The sequence below is a fragment of the Desulfonatronovibrio hydrogenovorans DSM 9292 genome, assembly GCF_000686525.1.
Lineage (GTDB): Bacteria > Desulfobacterota > Desulfovibrionia > Desulfovibrionales > Desulfonatronovibrionaceae > Desulfonatronovibrio > Desulfonatronovibrio hydrogenovorans.
Genome location: NZ_JMKT01000012.1, coordinates 83,837 through 100,341 on the forward strand (window position 1 = coordinate 83,837; position 16,505 = coordinate 100,341).

At 51.5% G+C, this 16,505-nt stretch carries 15 protein-coding genes; 11 read left to right on the forward strand and 4 right to left on the reverse strand.

What is annotated here, in order from left to right; translation table 11 throughout:
* Positions 1-27 precede the first annotated feature (27 nt).
* The 4 genes from nikR (at position 28) to alaS (ending at position 5,053) form a co-directional block, all read left to right on the forward strand.
* The gene (nikR, locus tag P771_RS0111070) at positions 28-447 is read left to right on the forward strand and encodes a nickel-responsive transcriptional regulator NikR (RefSeq protein ID WP_028575189.1); all 420 of its coding nucleotides are present in this window, start codon (positions 28-30) and stop codon (positions 445-447) included.
* On the forward strand, positions 447-1,214 hold the full coding sequence (folE2, locus tag P771_RS0111075) for a GTP cyclohydrolase FolE2 (protein WP_028575190.1): 768 nt from the start codon (positions 447-449) through the stop codon (positions 1,212-1,214). The genes nikR and folE2 overlap by 1 nt, the downstream gene beginning before the upstream one ends.
* Before the next feature lie 122 nt (positions 1,215-1,336).
* The gene (gene recA / locus P771_RS0111080; protein WP_028575191.1) at positions 1,337-2,395 is read left to right on the forward strand and encodes a recombinase RecA; all 1,059 of its coding nucleotides are present in this window, start codon (positions 1,337-1,339) and stop codon (positions 2,393-2,395) included.
* Between the two features lie 15 nt (positions 2,396-2,410).
* A complete protein-coding gene (gene alaS / locus P771_RS0111085; RefSeq protein WP_028575192.1) occupies positions 2,411-5,053 on the forward strand; it encodes an alanine--tRNA ligase in 2,643 nt (880 codons plus the stop codon).
* An 84-nt stretch (positions 5,054-5,137) separates the two neighbouring features.
* Here the strand turns inward: alaS and P771_RS0111090 are convergent, their stop codons facing one another.
* Positions 5,138-5,506 (reverse strand): hypothetical protein, encoded by a 369-nt coding sequence (locus tag P771_RS0111090; protein WP_028575193.1) that lies wholly within the window; start codon positions 5,504-5,506, stop codon positions 5,138-5,140.
* Positions 5,507-5,611: 105 nt separating this feature from the next.
* Here P771_RS0111090 and P771_RS0111095 point away from each other — a divergent pair, with 105 nt between their 5' ends.
* The 5 genes from P771_RS0111095 (at position 5,612) to P771_RS0111115 (ending at position 11,366) form a co-directional block, all read left to right on the forward strand.
* Positions 5,612-6,451, forward strand: a complete 840-nt coding sequence (locus tag P771_RS0111095) for a sulfide/dihydroorotate dehydrogenase-like FAD/NAD-binding protein (RefSeq protein WP_028575194.1) — start codon at positions 5,612-5,614, stop codon at positions 6,449-6,451.
* Positions 6,448-7,863 carry an NADPH-dependent glutamate synthase gene (gltA, locus tag P771_RS0111100; protein ID WP_028575195.1) on the forward strand — a complete coding sequence of 472 codons (1,416 nt, stop codon included), beginning with the start codon at positions 6,448-6,450 and terminating at the stop codon, positions 7,861-7,863. Before P771_RS0111095 ends, gltA begins: the two co-directional genes overlap by 4 nt.
* A gap of 185 nt (positions 7,864-8,048) precedes the next feature.
* On the forward strand, positions 8,049-8,876 hold the full coding sequence (locus P771_RS0111105) for a regulatory iron-sulfur-containing complex subunit RicT (protein ID WP_028575196.1): 828 nt from the start codon (positions 8,049-8,051) through the stop codon (positions 8,874-8,876).
* 19 nt (positions 8,877-8,895) lie between these two features.
* The gene (metG, locus tag P771_RS0111110; RefSeq protein WP_028575197.1) at positions 8,896-10,809 is read left to right on the forward strand and encodes a methionine--tRNA ligase; all 1,914 of its coding nucleotides are present in this window, start codon (positions 8,896-8,898) and stop codon (positions 10,807-10,809) included.
* A 47-nt stretch (positions 10,810-10,856) separates the two neighbouring features.
* Entirely contained in the window at positions 10,857-11,366 is a 510-nt protein-coding gene (locus tag P771_RS0111115) for a nitroreductase family protein (RefSeq protein WP_028575198.1), read from the forward strand.
* A gap of 38 nt (positions 11,367-11,404) precedes the next feature.
* On the opposite strand, the gene P771_RS17350 is transcribed toward P771_RS0111115, so the two are convergent.
* Genes P771_RS17350 through P771_RS17355 form a run of 3 tightly spaced genes read right to left on the reverse strand, consistent with a single transcriptional unit; the run spans position 11,405 to position 15,005 of the window.
* Entirely contained in the window at positions 11,405-12,142 is a 738-nt protein-coding gene (locus P771_RS17350) for a 16S rRNA (uracil(1498)-N(3))-methyltransferase (protein ID WP_051617283.1), read from the reverse strand.
* A 3-nt stretch (positions 12,143-12,145) separates the two neighbouring features.
* Positions 12,146-13,228, reverse strand: a complete 1,083-nt coding sequence (gene gcvT, locus P771_RS0111125; protein WP_028575199.1) for a glycine cleavage system aminomethyltransferase GcvT — start codon at positions 13,226-13,228, stop codon at positions 12,146-12,148.
* A gap of 49 nt (positions 13,229-13,277) precedes the next feature.
* On the reverse strand, positions 13,278-15,005 hold the full coding sequence (locus P771_RS17355; protein WP_035244383.1) for a hypothetical protein: 1,728 nt from the start codon (positions 15,003-15,005) through the stop codon (positions 13,278-13,280).
* Between the two features lie 214 nt (positions 15,006-15,219).
* Between P771_RS17355 and P771_RS0111135 the strand changes: the two genes are divergently transcribed.
* Both P771_RS0111135 and P771_RS0111140 read left to right on the forward strand, forming a co-directional pair.
* The gene (locus tag P771_RS0111135) at positions 15,220-15,429 is read left to right on the forward strand and encodes a DUF6485 family protein (RefSeq protein WP_028575200.1); all 210 of its coding nucleotides are present in this window, start codon (positions 15,220-15,222) and stop codon (positions 15,427-15,429) included.
* A 68-nt stretch (positions 15,430-15,497) separates the two neighbouring features.
* Positions 15,498-16,451, forward strand: a complete 954-nt coding sequence (locus tag P771_RS0111140) for a GAF domain-containing protein (protein ID WP_028575201.1) — start codon at positions 15,498-15,500, stop codon at positions 16,449-16,451.
* Positions 16,452-16,505: the final 54 nt, after the last annotated feature.

Below are 16,505 nucleotides of genomic sequence, written 5' to 3' on the forward strand. Positions count from 1 at the left end.
GAAATTATTAAAACCTGGAGGAACGGCATGGGCAAAACAATTCGTTTCGGCGTGTCACTGGATCTGGATTTATTAACCAAATTCGATGATTTATGCGAGGAAAGAAGCTATCAGACCAGGTCCGAGGCCATCAGGGACCTGATCCGAAACGCTCTGGTCCAGAAAGAATGGGAAGACGAAGGCCTGGAAACCATCGGGGTCCTGTCTCTGGTTTATGACCACCACCAGAGCGATCTTTCTCAGAAGCTGACCGAGATTCAGCACCAGGCCCTGGACGCCATTGTCACCTCAATGCACATCCACCTGGATCACCACAACTGCCTGGAGGTACTCATTCTGCGCGGTCCTGGAAAAGACATCAAAGATACTTCCCAGAAACTGACCTCCACCAAGGGGGTCAAGCATGGCAGACTGAGTTTGACCACCACTGGAAAGGAAATCATTTGATGCAGGATATTCAGAACGGTCCGTCCGAAGTGCCCATGCCCATAGACAGGGTCGGGGTGAAAAACCTGAAGATCCCTCTCCTGGTTCAGGACCGTTCCATGGGAAGCCAGCATACAACAGCAGCAGTTGACCTTTGCGTTGATCTTCCGGCCAAGTTCAAGGGAACCCATATGAGCCGATTTCTGGAGGCTTTAAGCCATTGGTCCCAGGTCCTTAATTATGAGAGTTTCAGGGAGCTGCTGACCAATGTCAGATCAAGGCTCGAAGCTCAAAGGGCAAGGCTCCGTTTTGATTTTCCTTATTTTTACAGACGCAAGGCACCGGAAAGCGGGCATGAGTTTGTTATGGACTTCAGTTCGTTTTTGAGCGGTGAGCTGGTTGGACAGGAAATAAAAATGACTCTGGGGGTGGAGGTCCCGGTGATGACGGTCTGCCCCTGTTCTCTGGCCATAAGCGAAAAAGGGGCCCACAGTCAGAGGGCTCTGGTACGGATCAAATGCGGTTTTAAAGGCCTTCTCTGGCTGGAGGAGCTTATTGACACTGCTTCAGAATCGGGTTCATCCCCTGTTTACCCTCTTTTGAAAAGAGAAGATGAAAAGTTCGTCACTGACCAGGCCTTTTCCAGACCATCCTTTGTGGAGGACGTGGTGCGCAGGGCAGCCCAGAGTCTGGATCAGCACCGGATGATCAACTGGTACGAGGTGGAGGTGGAGAGTTTTGAATCCATTCACAACCACAGTGCTTACGCCATTATTTCCAGACACTGAGCAGAGTTGGCGGATTTGATTTTCTTTGCCTTTGCAGTTATTCTGTCTGACTTTGGATTTTAGAAGTCACGCCTTTTTTTCCAAATCTGATGCCTGCCAAGGCTGAACACGGGAGTATTTTTATGGCCAAGAAAGGTTTGTCCCCGGAGGAACTTCGAAGAGAAGCCCTGGAAACAGCGATTACCACCATTGAGAGAAAATATGGTCAGGGATCTGTCATGCGTCTGTCTGACGATGCCCACCAGAGCATCCCTTTTATCCCCACTGGATCCATTGGGCTGGACCTGGCTCTGGGACTTGGGGGGATACCCAGGGGCAGGGTCACTGAAATTTACGGGCCTGAGTCTTCGGGCAAAACCACCCTGGCCCTGCATATCATAGCTGAAGCCCAGAAAAAGGGCGGTGTGGCCGCATTTATCGATGCTGAGCACGCTTTGGACGTGACCTATGCTCGAAGGCTCGGGGTCAACACCGAAGAGCTTTTGATTTCCCAGCCTGATTACGGAGAGCAGGCTCTGGAGATTGCCGATCTCCTGGTCCGTTCAGGCGGTGTGGACGTAATCGTTGTCGACTCGGTGGCGGCCCTGATCCCCCAGGCTGAGCTGGAAGGAAGCATGGGCGAGACTCAGGTGGGAGGACAGGCCAGGCTCATGTCCCACGCCATGCGCAAGCTTACCGGGACCATTCATAAGTCCAAGACTGCCCTGGTTTTTATCAATCAGATCCGGATGAAGATCGGGACCATGGGTTACGGTAACCCTGAGACCACTTCCGGTGGCAATGCTCTTAAGTTCTACTCCTCCATCCGCATGGACATCAGAAAGATCCAGTCCCTTAAGGATAAAGAGGAAATGGTGGGCAACAGGGTCAAGGTCAGGGTCGTCAAGAACAAGGTTGCTCCACCTTTCCGGGAGACTCAGTTCGATATCCTCTACGGTCTGGGCATATCCAGGATTGGTGAATTGCTGGATCTGGGGGTTGAACACGGTATCCTGGACAAGAGCGGGGCCTGGTATGCTTATGGCTCGGAGAGGCTGGGCCAGGGCAAGGAAAACGTCAGGGCCTTTCTTCTTGATAATCAGGAATTGGCTAAGACCATTGAAAAAGAACTGCTGGTCCATATGGGAGTCATGGAGCCGGACCAGCCAGCCAAGTCCGAAAGTGACCAGGGCTCAAAATAATTTTAGGAGAATCAGGTGTTTACCTCATCCGATATCAGAGACAGATTCTTGAATTTCTTCCAGAACAACGGGCATACCCTGGTTTCCAGCTCCTCCCTGGTCCCTGGAAATGATCCCACCCTTTTGTTCACCAATGCTGGCATGGTCCAGTTCAAAAAGGTCTTTCTGGGCCAGGAAAAAAGAGAATACTCCAGAGCTGTTACTGCCCAGAAGTGTCTCCGGGTTGGGGGCAAGCACAATGATTTGGAGAACGTGGGCAGGACAGCCAGGCACCATACTTTTTTTGAAATGCTGGGAAATTTCTCTTTTGGAGACTACTTCAAGGATCAGGCCATTGATCTGGCCTGGAAGTTTTTGACCCGGGAGATGGGCCTGGACCCGGACCGCCTCTATATCACCATTTTCAGGGATGACGATGAGGCCATGGATCTTTGGAAAAAAATAGCCGGGGTAAGTGGGGACAGGATCTTTCGGCTGGATGAAAAGGACAACTTCTGGTCCATGGGGGATACCGGACCCTGCGGCCCCTGCTCAGAAATCCTTTACGATCAGGGAGAAAAGGTGTCCTGCGGCCCTGATTGCGGTATAGGGGTATGTGACTGCGACCGCTATCTGGAGATCTGGAACCTGGTATTCATGCAGTATGACCGGGATGAGCAGGGTAATCTGAATCCTCTGCCCAGGCCCAGCATAGACACTGGCATGGGGCTGGAGAGAATAAGCGCAGTAAGCCAGGGTGTATTTTCCAACTACGATACTGATCTGTTCAGGCAGCTTATTGATTTCATGGCTAATCTGGCCAAAGTGACCTACGGCAGAAATGAGGAACATGATGTGGCCCTGAGGGTCATTTCTGACCACTCCAGAGCTGCTGCCTTCATGATTGCTGACGGCATGCTTCCGTCCAACGAAGGAAGGGGCTATATTCTGCGAAGGCTGATCCGAAGGGCCTACCGGTTTGGCCGAAGCCTGGGCATGGAGGAGCCATTCCTGCACAAGGTTTCTGCCAGGGTTGTCAAGGCCATGGACAAGGCCTACCCTGAGCTTGGCCGGTCTCTGGACTTCATGGGCCGGGTTATCAGACAGGAAGAGGAAAGATTCGCCGGTACCCTGGAAAAGGGTCTGATTATCCTGGAAGATGAAATCGCAGATCTTGAGGTCAAAGGTCAGGGCACAATCCCCGGAGAAGTTGCGTTCAAGCTTTACGATACTTACGGGTTTCCCCTGGATATCGTTAATGACATTGCTGAAAAAAAAGGCCTTAAAGTCGATGAACAGGGATTCAACTCGTACATGGACCAGCAGAAGAGCCGGGCCAAGGCGGCCTGGAAAGGAGCTGAGGGAGGTGAACTCTTTGCTGCTCTGGGCAGGGAGGCTGGAGATGGATTTGAAGTGGAGTTTGTCGGATACGACCGGCTACGGTCCTTGGGAAGGGTCGCCTTTTTGCTGGACAGCAACGGCGAGCTCAAGGATGAACTTCCTGAGGGTCTGCAAGGCTGGCTGGTTTCCACCATTACCCCGTTTTATGGGGAGTCCGGAGGACAGGCCGGAGACAGAGGGAGAATTTCCTCGGGAACCGGCCAGGCCAGGGTGGAGGACGCCAGAAAGCCTTATCCAGGGATAACAGTTCATAAGATCGTGGTTACATCCGGAACCTTGAGCCGGGATCAGGAAATTGATCTGGTGGTGGATGACGGGCAAAGAATCTCCACGGCCAGGAATCACACTGCCACCCACCTTTTGCATTCTGCCCTGCGCCGGGTCCTGGGGGATCATGTCAAGCAGGCCGGATCCCTGGTTGAAGATAAAAGGCTCAGGTTTGACTTCACCCATATCAAGGCCCTGGAAAAAGATGAACTGGCCCGGATCGAGGAGGACGTAAACCGATCCATCCTGGCCGACATCCCGGTGGAGACCGTGGAAATGGAGCATGAACAGGCTGTTGAAAAGGGGGCTCTGGCCCTTTTTGGTGAAAAATACTCCAGCAGGGTCAGAGTGGTTTCCCTGGGCGACGTGTCCATGGAACTGTGCGGGGGAACTCATCTGAGGTCAACCGCCCAGGCTGGAAGTTTCTGCATCATCAGCGAGGGAGCGGTTGCGGCCGGGGTGCGCAGGATCGAGGCCATAACCGGCTGGGATGCCCTGAAATACTGGCAGAGCAGGCGGTCCAGACTGGAGTCGCTTCAGGAACTGCTCAAGGCCGGACCTGACCAGGTGACTGACAAGGTGAGTTCATTGCAGGAACAGTTACGGCAGGTTTCAAAGGAAAACAAGGCCTTGAAGGAAAAGCTTTCTTCCGGAGCAAGCAGCGAGCTGGCCTCTTCAGCCAGAGAAGTGGCCGGGATCAGGTTTATTGCCCGGAAAATTGAAGACACGGACATGAACGGGCTTAGAAAGATCATGGATGACACCCGCTCCAAAATGGAGTCTGGGGTTGTTCTCCTGGGTTCGGTCAATAACAGCAAACCCAGCCTGCTGCTTTTTGTGAGTAAAGACCTGCATCAGAGATTCACTGCCCCACAACTCATCAAAGAGGTGGCTGCAGAAATCAAGGGCAGTGGTGGAGGCCGGCCAGACCTGGCTCAGGCCGGAGGGGCCGACCCGGACGGACTGGACAGAGCGCTTGCCAGGCTGGAGGAAGTTCTGCTCAAGGATTAATTTTCGGAAAATACGGAAACGGGCAGGGGGATGCCATGGGTTCCCGCCTTTCAGGCTGTCAGTATAATCAGAGGCGGCTGGAGATCAGACAGAAAAGCTGATCATGGGGCTGGAGTGGGCCAACAGGGCATGAAGCTGTTTCTCGTAGGCCTCTGCAGCCCATCTGGGCAGGGCTGTTCCTGAGGGGGAGTTGGCGGCAACCTCCTGAAAGGAGGCAACTTCCCTGGCCTGTTGGAGCACCTGGCTGAACTGTCTGGTCAGTTTCGGAGCTGGAGAAACCGTAACGTCCTGAGACTGATATTCTATTTTCAGGTTTTTCCACTGAAATCCCAGGCTCTTTTGGACGGAACCGGCCTGCTGGACTAAGCTGGTTCTTCGGCCCGAGGTCTTCCGGTCCACCAAGGCGTACTGTCCAACCGGGTTTTGAGAGGTAGTGCTGGTTATCAGGCTCATAAGCTCAAGGTTATTTTTCTGTGCAATACTTTATTTAACATATAACTCTTTGGCTGCTTCAGGCAAGTTCTTTTTCCTGGAGCGGACCGGAAATAGCTTGAAACGATGATTAACAAGATACTTAAGAAAAGAATTCTGATTCCGGACCGGGTCAGTGAACTGACTATTCATGCCCCGCATATTGCCAGAAATGCCCGGCCGGGTAATTTCGTGGTCCTTCGGCTTACCCCCACTGGTGAGCGTATTCCTCTGACCATAGCGGACAGAGATCCTGATAACGGGACAATAGTCATTGTTTATCTGGTCCTTGGCAAGTCAACAGCTCTTCTGGACACCTTTCAGGAAGGGGATATCATCCTGGATCTGTGCGGACCTTTGGGAAGGCCCACCGAGATAAGCAGGCAGGGCCAGGTGGTCTGCGTGGGGGGAGGAACTGGCATAGCAGCCATGCACCATATTGCCAAGGGCAATTATGAAGCCGGTAACAGCGTGGTTTCGGTGATAGGGGCCAGAAGCAGGGACTTACTGCTTTTCAAGCCGGAGCTGGAAAAGATTTCATCAAAAGTGCTGATTTCAACGGATGACGGCAGCCTTGGACATAAGGGCTTTGTGACCCAGGTCCTGGAGATGTTCCTCAAGGAAAACCCCGGGACTAGGGAAGTGGTGGCAGTGGGACCGGTGCCCATGATGAAGGCCGTGGCCAAGGTGACCAGTGCCTTTGAGGTCAAAACAGTGGTCAGCCTTAATTCCATCATGGTGGATGGCGTTGGGATGTGCGGGGCCTGCAGGGTGAGCGTGGCCGGAGAAACCAGGTTTGCATGTGTGGATGGACCGGAGTTTGATGCTTCCCAGGTTGATTTCGATGAACTGATGAACCGGCTCAACGCCTTTAGATCTCAGGAAGAGTTGTCCATGAAACTGTTTAAGAAGAGCAACGTCAAATGACCAAGAAGAAAAAAGCCAAGATCAGTCCAAGGGTGAAGATGCCGATGCAGGATCCGGCCAAAAGGGGCAGGAATTTCACCGAGGTGGCCCTGGGTTATGAGCGTGAAATGGCTGTGAACGAGGCCAGAAGGTGCCTGCAGTGTAAAAAGGACACCTGCCGCAACGGCTGTCCGGTGGAGGTTGACTGCAAATCTTTCATCCGCTTGGTGGCTGAAGAGAATTTTGACCAGGCTTTCAGGGTGATCAAAGACACCAACAGTCTTCCTGCTATCTGCGGCCGGGTTTGTCCCCAGGAAAACCAGTGTGAAGGGACCTGCAAGCTGCGACCAACTGGTCATCCTATTGCCATCGGGCGGCTGGAGCGGTTTGTGGCGGATAACTTTTACGCCCGGAATTCATGTGAACAGGAAACAGGTTTTCTGGAATGCGTCATGCCTGATGACAATCTCAAAGTAGCGGCTTTCGGATCCGGTCCCAGCAGCCTGACCCTGGCCGGTTTTCTGGCGGCCAGGGGAGTCAAAGTGACCATTTTTGAGGCCCTGCACCAGCCTGGTGGTGTCCTGACCTATGGAATCCCTGAGTTCAGGCTGCCGAAATCAGTGGTCCAGCGGGAAGTGGAATCCCTGGAGCACCTGGGGGTCGAATTTAAATGCAATTTTGTGGGTGGCATGAGTATAACCATGGAGGAGCTGTTTTCCCAGGGTTGCAAGGCGGTTTTTATTGGGGTGGGAGCAGGTCTGCCCAGATTTTTGAGCCTGCCCGGAGAAAACCTGGTGGGGGTCTATTCGGCCAATGAGTATCTGACCAGGGTCAACCTTATGCACGGGTATAAATTTCCTGAATACGATACTCCAGTTCCCAAGGGCAAGAGGGTCACAGTGTTCGGAGGAGGCAATGTGGCCATGGATGCAGCCAGGACCGCTTATCGACTAGGAGCTTCCAGTGTAAAGGTGGTTTACCGCCGGACCAAAGGAGAAATGCCGGTCCGCCGGGAAGAGCTGGAGCATGCTCTGGATGAAGGGATTGAGCTGGAAATCCTGGCTTCACCCCTGTCTTTTCATGGAGATGAAGCGGGCAGCCTGCAAAAAGTTCTCCTTCAGAAGATGGAACTGGGAGAAGCAGACCAGAGTGGACGCCGACGGCCTGTGCCCTTGAAAGGGCAGGAGTTGGAGCTGGAAACCGATCTGGCGATTATAGCTGTGGGTACCGGGGCCAACAGGGTTCTGACCCAGACCACTCCAGGTCTGAAGCTTAACAAATGGGGCAACATTGAAGTCAACCCTTCCACAGGCGAAACCAATATGCCCATGGTCTTTGCCGGGGGGGACATTGTTACTGGAGCGGCCACAGTGGTGGAGGCCATGGGAGCAGGCAGGACTGCAGCCAGGGAAATCCTGAAAAGGCTTAAATAGTCCTGACGGATAGGCTGTTTCTTGAAAACCAAGTTCTTTTCTGTCTGTTAATTCAACAGGCAGCAAATCAGTGCAGCCAGATTGACTGAAGTCCAGGCAAGGGGGCTTGGTCAATGCGGGCAAAGAGCTGGACAACTGCTTATCCACTGTTTTTCAACCCTTAAATTCTTGGTATCGACATTTATATGACACAGGTTATCGGCGTAAAATTCAGGGATCAGGGTCAGGTATATTATTTTCAGGCCAGTCCCTTTGTTGTGGCCAGGGGTGATTCGGTCATTGTCAAGACCGAAGAGGGACTGGGTCTGGCTAAAGTGGTGCTGGTCAGGGACACCCTTCCTGAAGGTTTTACACCGGACCAGCTCAAGCCCATCTTCAGGCTGGCCAATGAAGATGATGTCAAAAGCCAGCAGGACAATCAGAAACTGGCCAGAGAGGCATTCAGCTACTGCAGGGAGTGCATAAGGTCCAGGAAGCTGGATATGAAGCTGGTGGATGTGGAGGTCTATTTTGACCGGAGCAAGATCCTTTTTTATTTTACTGCCCCTGGCCGGGTGGATTTCAGGGAGTTGGTAAAGGATCTGGTCAGGGTTTACAAGACCAGGATCGAACTCCGCCAGATAGGGGTGCGCCATGAAACTCAGATGGTGGGTGGCCTGGGCAATTGCGGTCAGGTATGCTGCTGCCGGAGGTTCATGCGTCATTTTGAGCCGGTGACCATCAAGATGGCCAAGGATCAGAACCTGTTCCTCAATCCGGCTAAAATCTCCGGGGTCTGCGGGCGCCTTTTGTGCTGCCTGAATTTTGAACAGGAAAACTATGCCCGGTTTCAGAAAAAGATTCCCAAACTGGGCAAACGGTACAAAACAGACCAGGGCTATTTAAGGGTAATCCGGGCCAATCTTTTCCGAGACTCCCTTACTGTTCTCAATGAAGACGGGGCAGAAAAGGAGATTCCCCTGACCGAGTGGCATGAATTGATCAAGAGACAGCACAGAAACAGGGATGACTAGAAGCAGGAGGCTTATCTAATTGAATCCGTTTTTTATTTCAACGCCAATTTACTACGTCAATGCCAAGCCTCATCTGGGTCACGCCTATACCACCATTGTGGCTGACAGCGTAAATAGGATCCATAAGCTCCAGAACAAACCGACCTTTTTCCTTACAGGCACAGACGAGCACGGGGATAAGATCGTTGAGGCTGCAGCCAAGAACAACCAGACTCCAGAAGAATATGTGGACAGGATAAGCGCCCTTTTCAGGGAGACCTGGCCAGGACTTGAAATCCAGCCGGACAGGTTCATCAGGACCACTGATCCAAAACATAAGAAGTGCGTCCAGGATATTCTGCAGAAGGTCTATGACAATGGAGATATCTACTTTGGTGAATACGGCGGCCATTACTGCTTTGGATGCGAACGCTTCTACACAGACAAGGAACTCAAGGACGGGCTGTGTCCGGATCACCTGGAAAAACCCAAGTTTATCCAGGAAAAAAATTATTTCTTCCGGATGAAAAAGTATCTGGAGCCTTTAAGGGAGCACATCCAGAACAACCCGGACTTTATCCGTCCGGAAAGATATCGCAATGAAGTCCTGGGCATGCTGGGCGAAGAGCTCAGCGACCTTTGCATATCAAGGCCCAAGACCAGGCTGACTTGGGGCATTGAACTGCCCTTTGATCAGGATTATGTCACCTATGTCTGGTTTGACGCCTTGATTAACTATGTTTCGGCCCTTGACTGGCCTGACGGTGATGACTTTAAAAATTACTGGAGCGGAGCCCACCATCTGGTGGCCAAGGATATCTTAAAGCCTCACGCTGTTTTCTGGCCCACCATGCTCATGTCTGCCGGAATTCCTCTGTACAAGAGCCTCAGGGTCCACGGCTACTGGACCATCAGAGAGACCAAGATGTCCAAGAGTCTGGGCAATGTTGTGGAACCCATGGCCATGAAGGAGAAATACGGCCTGTCAGCATTCAGGTATTTTCTCCTGAGGGAGATGCAGTTCGGACTGGATGCCTCATTTTCCGAAGAGGCCCTGGTTGGCAGGCTTAATGCCGACCTGGCCAATGACCTGGGCAATCTGACCAACCGGGTCCTGGCCATGACCCACAAGTATTTTAAGGGTCAGGTTCCTGAAGCAGTGGAGCCAGACTCCAGGGACCGGGAGACCATGGATCTGGGAGTCGAGTGCTTTGGTGACTATGTCCGGCTCTTTGAGAACTTTGAGTTTGCCAAGGCCCTGTCCAGGCTGTGGGTCTTTGTGAGTCATCTGAACAAGTACGTGGACCAGAGTGCTCCCTGGGCTCTGTTCAAAGAAAAGGAAACGGTCCGGTTGCAGACAGTAATGTACGTACTTCTGGAAGGCCTTCGCAAGATAGCATTGCATTTATGGCCTGTCATGCCTGGAGCATCAGAGCAAATTATGGAGCAGCTTGGCCAGCCCTTTGATCTGCAGGTTGCCGATCTGGGCGCAGAAACAAGCCATTGGCAGGGTCTGGTCCCTGGAACCCTGGTGGCCAGGAAATCCAATCTGTTTCCCCGGGTGGACCTGGACCAGGGGGCTGAAAAGGACCTGAAAGATAGCCAGCAAGGAGAACAGGCCAGAGAGCCGGAAGTAAGTTTTGAAGACTTTCAAAGACTGAAGCTGGTTACCGGCAGGGTTGTCAAGGCTGACAAAGTCAAGGGGGCTGACAAGCTTTATCTCCTCCTAGTGGATATCGGGGAGGACAGGCCCAGGCAGATAGTGGCCGGGCTGGCGGATTTTTATTCACCCCAGGATCTGGAAAACAGACAGGTGGTTGTCCTGGCCAACCTGGCCCCTAAAAAGATCCGCGGGGTCAAGTCCAGGGGTATGGTCCTGGCTGTGCGGCACGGCCGGGAGATGGCCCTGCTCAAGGCTGATCCTGAAACTTTGCCTGGAAACAAGGTCAGTTAGATTCAGGCAAACATAGTGATGTTTGCCCAAAAAGAAAGGAGTTGTGCATGGAAACCATTGAAGCCATCCTGACCCGCAGGAGCATCCGCAAATACAAAGACCAGCCGGTTTCTCCCCAGGATGTCCAGGTCCTTCTGGAGGCAGCCATGAGCGCCCCGTCAGCTGGGAACGCCCAGCCCTGGCAGTTTGTGGTCATCACCAGCCGGGATACCCTGGATGCCATTCCATCCTTTCATCAATACTCACGGATGCTTTTGCAGGCCCCTTTGGCCATCCTGGTATGCGGAGACCTGGAACGGGAGAAATTCAAGGGCTATTGGGTGCAGGACTGTTCAGCTGCCACTCAGAATATCCTTCTGGCAGCCCATGATCTGGAACTGGGCGCGGTCTGGCTGGGTATTTATCCGGAAAAGATCAGAATAAACGGAATGCGCCGTCTTCTTAATCTGCCGGACACGATCATGCCTTTATCTCTGGTATCCATTGGCTATCCTGACCAGCCCTGGGGACGGGCTGACCGTTTTGACCCTGCCAGGGTTCATTATGATAAATGGTGATTTGTTTTGAAAACCAGACCGCCATGGCTGATTGAAGATCAGTCAAGGCCGATGCCGGATCTGAAGAGCATATCCAGGTAAAGGGGGGCCAGGGCTGCTGTTTCCCAGCGCAGGACCTTGGGCCCCAGAGTCAGACATGTAAAGCCGGCATCAACCAGGGCTTCCACCTCTGCATTGTCCAGTCCTCCTTCTGGACCGACCACTACTATTTTCTCTTCAGGCTTTTGTTCAAGATAGTAATTCATCAGGGATTTTTGTTTTTCTTCTTCCCATAACAGAAGTTTGGACTCTATCTTACGGGAATGATTGATCAGTTCGTCAACCCCGTGGTGAAAAAACGTTGTTTCCGGAATCCAGGGGTTCTGACTCTGCTTGGCTGCAGCAATGATTTTTCCTTGCCAGTTGTCCTGACTCGCCTCTCTGGTCCTGCCCTGGCTGCGTCTGGCCTGCCAGAGGATTATCCTCCACACCCCCAGTTCCACTGCCTTTTCCAGAAGCCAGGAGCGCCTGAAGCCCTTGTTCCAGGCCAGGGCAAGGTGAATCTTGCTTTGGGGCTCGGCCCAGGTTCTGGTATGTTCCAAATCCAGGAGGACATGGTTTTTAGCGACTTTCCTGACCCGAAACATCCCTTCCCGTCCCTGGCCATCAATAAGTCTGATTTTCCGGCCGGCCTCGATCCTCAGGACCCTGGACAGGTGGTGGGCTTCGCCTTGCTCAAGTCTGTATGGCTCCTGCCATTTTTCAGGACCCAGAAAAAAGGTAGGCGGGTTGAACATGGGTTACTGGTCCGTCTTTATCCTGGCTGTACCCTTGTAAAAAGGCAGGGCTGATTTTTCAGCCTCCAGGCAGATCCTGTCCTTTTGGATGAAGAACCTGTCCCTGGAGACATATTCTTTGCTGATGTAGGCCAGGGCGATGCAGTGGCCAAGGGAAGGGGCAAAAGAGCCGCTGGTGATGATGCCGGCCTGCTGACCGTCCGCCAGAACCAGATCCCCTTTTCTGGGGGTTCTGCGTCCCTGGATGACCAGCCCGGTCAGTCTTTCCTGGACATGATGAGCCTTTTCCCTGCCCAGATATCTGGACTGGGACTTGAGGACGGACTCGTATCCGGCTTCAGCAGGGGTGTGCTGCTGGTCCAGATCTTGTCCGTAAAGAGGCAGTCCGGCTTCAAGGCGCAGGGTGTCCCTGGCTCCCAGCCCGGCTGGCTTGACTGATTCAATTTTTAAAAGCAGATCCCATATCCCGGCAGTGCCCTCCCAGGGTATGTAGAGTTCATATCCCAGCTCTCCGGTATAACCGGTCCGGCTTACCAGGATTTCCATTCCAGCCATCATGGTCTTTCGAAAGCAAAAGAACCTGAGGTCTTTCCAGTTCTGTCCGGTTGCCTTTTCAAGGACATTCAAAGAGGCAGGTCCCTGCAGGTCAAGCTTGCCGGTCTGCATGGTCAGGTCGGTTATTCTGACTGCTGAAGACAAATTGCTTTTGAGGTGGACAAAGTCGTTCTGTTTGCGGGAGGCATTGACCACCAGCATGAACTTGTCCTGTTCAAGGGGATAGATGATCAGATCGTCCTGGATGGTCCCCTGGCCTGACAAGATGAAGCCGTAAACGCATCTTCCAGGAGGAGTGTTTTCCAGGTCATGGGTGACCAGCCTGCCCAGTTCCTCCCTGGCACCCGGGCCGGAGACCATGAATTCGCCCATGTGGCAGGTGTCGAACAGCCCGGCCAGGGTCCTTGTATGCTGATGTTCAGCAATTATTCCCTGATACTGAATGGGCATTTCCCACCCTGCAAAGGGGGCGGTTCTGGCGCCAAGCTGCTGATGGATTTCAAAAATAGGAGTGTGGTGGATATGGGCCATGAATTTTTCCTTCAGCCGGCTGATTCAAAAATTGGGTCTTTCAGCCCGCTTAACTGGAGAAGTGTCTTTCCAGCTTGACTTTTCTAATTGATTTCAGTTCGTCCAGCAGGGAAACCATCCGTCCGTAATGCTTTCTTACTTCAAGACCATAGTCAGTCAAGTCTTCTTCCTGTTTTTCCTTAATGTAATTCTTGATCAGGTATCTGTCGTTGGAAATTTTTTCAGCAAGATAGATGGTCCTGGCAACTATTTCGTCAAAATAGTTGACAAGTTCAAACTTGAGGTCGGTCAGGATTTCATTGGTGTGTTCCAGCATGGAAAGATAGTTGATCTTTTTCCCGGCATATCTTTTATCCATCAGGTCCTGAAGAATGCGTATTTTCCGGGCCTGTCTGATATAGCTGTATTTATTCCAGACTTCCTGGTAAAGCCTGTACAGGTCATTGAAGTGGTCGTAATTATTCGGCTCCAGGAGATAGTTGTCCAGGACCCTGGTCACGCCGGCATAAAATTCGTCGGAATATCCGATGATCCGTCTCTGGTGCTTTCCCAGCCAGGCAAACAGGAATTTGAGTCTTTTTTCGTGGGTGTCGGTGTTTTCGATGATCTCCCGCTTGTACTTAATTCTCCCGCTGTATTCACCCTTGACAATATCGTTGAGTTTCAGGGTCATGTAGGAGGTATCGCTGATAATGTTCAGGGCGGTGCACACCTCACCGGTGAGGGGGTGGATCACCTCCTGACGGTGAATGGAAAGGGCTCTTTCCTCCCGGACATTATTGGGATCGTATCTGTGCTGCCGGTACTTGACCCTTAAAATCACGGCCTTTTTTCTCTCATCCACATAGAAGTTGTTTTCCCTGAGGAATTTTAGGGTATCCTTTTTTTTGGTTTCCACCCTGACCAGCGCCAGCTTTTCCAGAGCAGGATAGAATTTCTGCTCTCCTGTGGAATAGAGTGTGGTGATGGTTCGATCGGTCTGACCCAGGGCCCGGATGAGGAAATGTTCACCTATCTTGAACAGGCGTCTGGCAAAGAGGGCGGCTGAAGTCCTTCTTTCAGAGACTACTGGATATCCGTAAAGCTCCATGAGAAACTGGTATACAAAAGTTCTGTTTAATTCATAAGTCAGATTATCGTTGGGCTTGAATTTTTTGATCCTCAGGCCGAACCTCTTGAGTTCAGGGTCCAGGTCAGAAGGAAATGAAGCATAGACTCCAGCCAGATAAAAATCGCTTCTGGCGTTCATCCCCAGAACATGTCCCCGGTCCATGTTCAGGATGTAATCAAGGATCAGGGGATAATTGGTCAGCTCAGAAAGGTCCTTTTGAGAAAAATTTTCTTTAAAGTCATCCTGAAGGATTTTGGGAAGCCGGCTCTGAAAGACGGCCAGGTTGTTCTGATGGGTGGCATCAAAAAGAGGGCAGGATTCTCCTTCGTGCCTGATGATTTCCTCCCAGCAGTTATGGATGATATCAAACTGAAATATTTCGTTGAAATACTCAATTGGCCTGGCAAAGGCCACCAGGCTGAATCCTGGAAGATTCTCATATTCAAACAGGTCTGACTCAAAGGAGGGCAGAAGCTCCCTGGCTTCCACCAGGGGGTAGTTTTTGGTCTGGAAAAAAGGCCTGAGCAGACACTGTCTGATGTGGATGGTGTCCAGATATTTTTTTAGTCCGAATATATTGTTGATTTTGAATTTTGGAATAGGTAACCTTTTATCAATCCAGTCGTAGGATTGGGATTCTGTAAAAAATTCATCCCATTTTTTCACATTAAATATCCCTTTTAGTCATGTTCAGTTTTTTGTCTCATTTCCAATTATTAACCTTATAACACCATTTTATAAAAACATCAATAAAAAGGCCCAATTGACACCAGGAAAGTCAATTCCTAAAATAGAGACAATTCTGGACCGGATTAGTGAATCAGGCCGTAAGTCCTGCTCCAAAGACAATTCCAATCTACCTGAAAAAAGGACTCCTGCCATGCAAAAAATCGACAAATGTCCCAAAGCCAAAATCAACGCCCAGCACTGTACATGTACTTACTCCTCCTGCCCCAGACACGCCCTGTGCTGTGAATGTCTTCACTACCATCGCCAGCGTGGAGAGATCCCTGCCTGTTATTTTACCCCTGATGAAGAAAGGACTTACAACAGATCCATAGAATTTTATTGTCAACGCAGAAACAAGTAGGCATAATTTCAAGTTAGCCGGGCTCTGCCAAAATCACCTGCCCGGCCTTGGATTGGCCTTGGAAAAAAATGCATGTAACTAACTGGCTGGACAGAATACTTGGCCTTGTCTGCAGCGTGTTTGACGGGTATTCAGCGGTCCTTTTTCTGAGGGACGGCAGAGAGGAATATCATCTGGCTTCCAGCTTCAGCCTTGGAGACAGCATCGATCCCCATACTCTGATCCGGCCGGGTGCAGGTCTTGTGGGCTGGATCATCAAAAACAAGAAACCGCTGCTCATCAACAGATTTGACCGCAATGTAGGTTGTCTGGGATACTACCCGGCCGAGGGCGAGTCCAAGATCAAGGCCTTTATGGGTACTCATCTGCCCGGAGAGGGCGGAGTGTTGTGTATTGACAGCAAAAAGACCTATTCTTTCAGTGACAAAGACCAGAAGATCCTCTACCAGTTCGCCCAGCTTATCGAAGATGTCCGCTCCGGGCTGTGCCAGGCCGACCAGACTGCCCAGAGCATTGATTACTACCGTTATCTCACCGTGGTTCACGGGCTGAGGGTCAAATATCCCAAGTGGCGGATCTTTCTCGAAAAACTGCTGGAAGTCCTGACCGGTTCCACTGGTTTCAGGTATTGTTTCATGGCTGCCAGGGATGAGGTGGGTCAGGGATATTTTGTTGAGGGACTGAGCAGAGAACTGGTGTCCGGGGTGGATCTTTCAGTCCATAAGTTCAATATGGATGCAGGGCTGCTGGGATGGGTGTTCAAGCACGGAAGCCCGATTTTCTCCGGCCAGGAAGAAGGTCCGGCAGGACTGTCCTTGTTCGGCAAGGAGTTTTCGTCTCAGAATTTCAGATCAGTTATTTGTCTGCCCTTGGTGGTCCATAAAAAAACCAGGGGGGTCCTTGTTCTGGCTGATCCAGATTCCATATACATAAACAGTGAAATGCGGGCATTTGTTCAAATGGTTGGCGACTATCTGGCTCTTTTCCTGGAAAATCTGTACTTGAAAAGTCGGGTCAACTAGATTCTAATGTTCTCAATATTCTGATTGCCAACTCTGAACCGCCGCTGGCAGCCA

Coding starts and splice junctions, on each gene's coding strand:
- P771_RS0111105 (WP_028575196.1), top strand. CDS start 8,049: ATGACACAGGTTATCGGCGTAAAATTCAGGGATCAGGGTCAGGTATAT.
- P771_RS0111115 (WP_028575198.1), top strand. CDS start 10,857: ATGGAAACCATTGAAGCCATCCTGACCCGCAGGAGCATCCGCAAATAC.
- P771_RS17350 (WP_051617283.1), bottom strand. CDS start 12,142: ATGTTCAACCCGCCTACCTTTTTTCTGGGTCCTGAAAAATGGCAGGAG.
- P771_RS0111090 (WP_028575193.1), bottom strand. CDS start 5,506: ATGAGCCTGATAACCAGCACTACCTCTCAAAACCCGGTTGGACAGTAC.
- P771_RS0111140 (WP_028575201.1), top strand. CDS start 15,498: ATGCATGTAACTAACTGGCTGGACAGAATACTTGGCCTTGTCTGCAGC.
- P771_RS0111095 (WP_028575194.1), top strand. CDS start 5,612: ATGATTAACAAGATACTTAAGAAAAGAATTCTGATTCCGGACCGGGTC.
- folE2 (WP_028575190.1), top strand. CDS start 447: ATGCAGGATATTCAGAACGGTCCGTCCGAAGTGCCCATGCCCATAGAC.
- recA (WP_028575191.1), top strand. CDS start 1,337: ATGGCCAAGAAAGGTTTGTCCCCGGAGGAACTTCGAAGAGAAGCCCTG.
- nikR (WP_028575189.1), top strand. CDS start 28: ATGGGCAAAACAATTCGTTTCGGCGTGTCACTGGATCTGGATTTATTA.
- gltA (WP_028575195.1), top strand. CDS start 6,448: ATGACCAAGAAGAAAAAAGCCAAGATCAGTCCAAGGGTGAAGATGCCG.
- gcvT (WP_028575199.1), bottom strand. CDS start 13,228: ATGGCCCATATCCACCACACTCCTATTTTTGAAATCCATCAGCAGCTT.
- P771_RS0111135 (WP_028575200.1), top strand. CDS start 15,220: ATGCAAAAAATCGACAAATGTCCCAAAGCCAAAATCAACGCCCAGCAC.